The organism is Devosia sp. (assembly GCF_040509215.1).
GTDB lineage: Bacteria > Pseudomonadota > Alphaproteobacteria > Rhizobiales > Devosiaceae > Devosia.
In genome coordinates this window covers 1-4,167 of the sequence record NZ_JBEVLL010000146.1, presented here as the reverse complement: position 1 = coordinate 4,167, position 4,167 = coordinate 1, and the positions used below count along the sequence as shown (strand labels likewise).

Sequence of the window (4,167 nt, the reverse complement as noted above, 5' to 3'; positions counted from 1 at the left end):
AATTGCACCAGCGACTGGCCGCGCTTTTTGGCGATCACATCGAGCTTGTCCACGGCATCGAGCACGCGCTGCTCGACATGGCTGGCGCGCAGGGAGCCATTGGGATTGGCGCCGCGCGTACCGGCCTTGTCGCCACCGGATGAATATTTGCCCGACAGCACGCCCTGCGCCAGTGGTGAGAACGCGATCACGCCAATGCCCAATTCGCCACAGGCATCGATCGTATGGTCATTTTCGATCCAGCGATTGAGCACCGAATAGCTCGGCTGGTGGATGGTTGTCGCCACGCCCATCTCTTTCAGAATCCGGTGCGCCTCCCGGGTTTCCTTTTCGGGATAGGACGAGATGCCGACATAAAGCGCCTTGCCCGATTTCACCGCATGGGCCAGCGCGCCCATGGTTTCCTCAAGTGGCGTTTCGGGATCGAAGCGATGGGAGTAAAAAATATCGACATAGTCGAGCCCAAGGCGTTTCAGACTCTGGTCGAGGCTCGCCAGGAGATATTTGCGGCTGCCGAATTCGCCATAGGGGCCCGGCCACATATTGTAGCCAGCCTTGGTCGAAATGATCATCTCGTCGCGATAGGGGCGGAAATCGCGCGCCATCACCTGGCCGAACAGTTCTTCCGAGGAGCCGGCCGGCGGACCGTAATTGTTGGCGAGATCGAAATGGGTAATTCCCTGATCGAAGGCGTAGCCGAGAATGTCCATGGCGCCGGGATAGTCGCGCGTGCCGCCAAAATTCTGCCAGAGGCCGAGGCTGAGGACGGGCAGTTTCAGGCCCGAGTGGCCGGAACGCCGATAGGGCATGGTGTCATAGCGTGCGTTATCCGCCCGATAGGTCATGAATAGTCCTCCCGATGTCTTGCTTGCGGCCGCCCGTGACGCCGGGCCCGGCCGGTGGTATGAGCGCGCCATGACCGCGCTCAATCCAAAATCTGCCACCACTGTGCAACAGGACAATCATCCATACAAGGTGATGGCGATCTACAAATTCGCCTCCCTGCCCGATGCCGAAGCGCTGAAAGCGCCGCTCGCCGCCTTCTGCTGCGCGTCCGGCATCAAGGGCACGCTGATTCTGGCGCCCGAGGGCATCAATGGCACCGTGGCCGGCACGCCCGACGCGATAGACGCCCTCTCCGATTTTCTGTTTGTTTCCGGTCCCTTCGGCATGCGCCTCCTTGGCGCGGAGACCAAATATTCCTTTGCCGACAAAGCGCCGTTCCTCCGCATGAAGGTGCGGCTAAAGCCAGAGATTGTCACCCTCCGCGCGCCCGAGGCCGATCCCTCCCAGCAGGTCGGCACCTATGTCGAGCCGGAGGACTGGAACGAGCTGATCGACCGCAACGATGTGGTCCTCGTCGATACCCGCAACGACTATGAAGTCGGCTTGGGCACCTTCCAGCGTGCGCTCGATCCCAAGACCGCGAGCTTTGTCGAGTTCAAGGATTACGTCGCCAAAAACCTCGATCCCGCCCGGGACAAGAAGGTCGCCATGTTCTGCACCGGCGGCATTCGCTGCGAAAAAGCCTCCAGTTATTTGCTGAGCCAGGGTTTTGAGGAGGTGTTTCACCTCAAGGGCGGAATTCTCAAATATCTAGAAGTGACGCCGAAGGAAGACAGCCGCTTTGCCGGCGAGTGCTTCGTTTTCGACGAACGCGTCTCGGTCGGCCATGGCCTCGAACTCGGGCATGCCACCCTCTGCCGCGCCTGCCGCCATCCGCTCACCGAAGCCGACCGCCAGCACAAGGACTTCGCCGAAGGCCTCTCCTGCCCCTATTGCGCTGATGACACGGCCAAGCACGAAGCGGCCGCAGAACGGCAAAAGCAGATGGATCTCGCCAAAAAGCGCGGCACGGCGCATCTCGGCGATGCCGTCGCCGAAATCGCCGCCAGGGCCAAGGCACAAAAACAGGCGCTGGCCGAGGAGTCGCGGGCGCGCAATTCGGAAGACTGACGCCGTCTGCGCCATTCAACGCATAGACATGTTCTATGCGAAAACCCATATTCCGGCTTATCGACCGCTCTTGCATAAGCCAATCCTATGGACCTCGACCAGCTTCGCACCTTTGACCGCATCGTTCGCGAGCAGAGTTTTACCAAGGCGGCGGCCTATCTGAACATCACCCAGGCCACCGCCTCGATGCGCATGCGGGCGCTCGAACAACTCCTCGGTGTCACCCTCTTCGTCCGCGGGCGAACGGTAACGCTCACCGACCAGGGCATGACATTTTTGCCATTTGCCCGCCGCATCATCGGCACCGCGCAGGAGGCGCGCGAAGCGCTGCGCCGGGTCGAGCGCGGCCGCATCGCCATCGCTTCGCTCCGCAGCCTCGTCTCCCCGCTCATCACCGAAAGCCTCTTGCGCTTCCAGGAAAAGTATCCGGCCGTCGACGTGGTGGTGAACGAAGGCCGACAGGCTCAGATCGCCGAAATGCTGCATGAGCGCGAAGCTGAGCTGGGTATTTTGTGCTGGCCCAATCTCGAACCGCTCGCCGTCGATCTCGTGCCGCTTCTCACCATGCGCGAGCGCGTCCCCCTGGTGATCTCTGCCGACAAGGCGGCAAAGCTCAGCGCCACGCCGGAAATCGAAGAGGTGCTGGCGCTCGTGCCGCGCGTCATCTCGCTGATCTGGTGGCAGGTCGCCCCCGAAGCCTCGACCGCCCTGACCCGTCGCGCCCAGACCAGCGTCGAACTCCCCACCGGCCCGGCGCGGCGTCTCGCCATCAAGGGCGAAGGCATCGGCTTTTTCGTCAATTCGGCCGTTGCCGATGACATCGCCGCCGGGCGGCTCGTTGAAATCCTGCCGGCCGACGTGGAGCCCCTCCATCGCGACACCGCTATGGTGGTGCGTTCGCTCGCAGCACTGGAGCGGCCGATGCTGGTCGATTTCATCCGGGAAATTGCCGTCGAATGTGCGCGAGTGGGCACAATCCTCGATAGCCGACTAGAAGACCTGCTGACTGCCGCCTAATCTCCTCTCAAGAGGAGATATTATGCCCACATATGACTTCATTATCGCCGGCGGCGGCTCCGCTGCCTCCGTTACGGCCTGGCGCCTCGTGAAAGAATTCGGCCTGTCCGTCCTGATGCTGGAGCGCGGACGCGCCCGCACCAACCGCATCATGGCGATGCCCGCCGGCTATATGAAATATCTGGGCCAGGACACGTTCCTCGAAATGCACAAAACCGTGCCGCAGCCCCAGCTCGGCGGCCGCGCACCCATCGTGCCGGTAGCAAAAGTCTTGGGCGGCGGCTCCTCGGTCAATGCCATGGTCTATATGCGCGGCCAGAAGGAGGATTATGACGGCTGGGCCCAAAGCCTCGGCAATGATCCCGGCTGGTCCTATGAGGGCATGCTGCCGCATTTCACCGGCGTAGAAAGCAATGATCGCCTCCACGATCGTTTTCATGGCGACGGCGGGCCGCTCCGCGTTTCCGACCCCGGCTATACGACCGGCACGACCCACGATTTCATCGCCGCGGCGCAAGCGCTGGGCCACAGGCCGAATCCCGATTTTAATGGCGCCACACAGTTCGGCGTCGGCATCATGCAGCACACCTATGCGCAATGGGGCCGCTACAAGGAGCGCTCGGACGCCATAAAAGCCTTCCTCGATCCGCTGAAGTCAGACGACCGCCTGACCATCATTGCCGACGCCCGCGTCGACAAAATCCTAGTCGAAAACGGCCGCGCCACCGGCCTTGCCTATACGAAAAATGGCGAGACCCACACGGTCCGTGCCGAGCGCGAAGTGCTGGTCGGTGCCGGCACCTACAATAGCGCCAAGCTGATGATGCTCTCGGGCATTGGTCCCGCCGATCACCTGCGCCAGCACGGCATCAATGTCGTCGCCGACATTGCCGGCGTCGGCCAAAACCTCCAGGACCATCACGAGGTCCCGGTTATCGCCACCACCAAGGGCAAATCCGGCTATTTTGGCCAAGACCGCGGCTGGAACATGATCCGCAACGGGCTGCAATATTTGCTTACAAATACCGGCCCGGTGACAACCACCGGCATCGAAGCCTGCATGTTCTTCGACCCCGATGGCGGCGACCGTCCGACCATCCAGCTTTACTGCGCGCCCATCGTCTATCTCGATCGCGACGTCTCGGCCGCAAAACCCACTTATGGCGTCACGTTCACCTCGTGCCTGCTGCGCCC

General features: G+C 61.8%; 4 protein-coding genes. 3 read left to right on the top strand and 1 reads right to left on the bottom strand.

What is annotated here, in order from left to right; translation table 11 throughout:
* Positions 1-845, bottom strand: an 845-nt coding sequence (locus tag ABW043_RS07945; RefSeq protein WP_353920682.1) for an aldo/keto reductase, incomplete at its 3' end; no start/stop codon positions are given.
* 70 nt (positions 846-915) lie between these two features.
* On the opposite strand from ABW043_RS07945, the gene trhO reads away from it, so the two are divergent.
* The 3 genes from trhO to ABW043_RS07930 form a co-directional block, all read left to right on the top strand.
* Positions 916-1,956 carry an oxygen-dependent tRNA uridine(34) hydroxylase TrhO gene (gene trhO / locus ABW043_RS07940; RefSeq protein ID WP_353920681.1) on the top strand — a complete coding sequence of 347 codons (1,041 nt, stop codon included), beginning with the start codon at positions 916-918 and terminating at the stop codon, positions 1,954-1,956.
* Between the two features lie 87 nt (positions 1,957-2,043).
* Positions 2,044-2,973 (top strand): LysR family transcriptional regulator, encoded by a 930-nt coding sequence (locus ABW043_RS07935; protein WP_353920680.1) that lies wholly within the window; start codon positions 2,044-2,046, stop codon positions 2,971-2,973.
* A 22-nt stretch (positions 2,974-2,995) separates the two neighbouring features.
* Positions 2,996-4,167, top strand: a 1,172-nt coding sequence (locus ABW043_RS07930) for a GMC family oxidoreductase (protein ID WP_353920679.1), incomplete at its 3' end; no start/stop codon positions are given.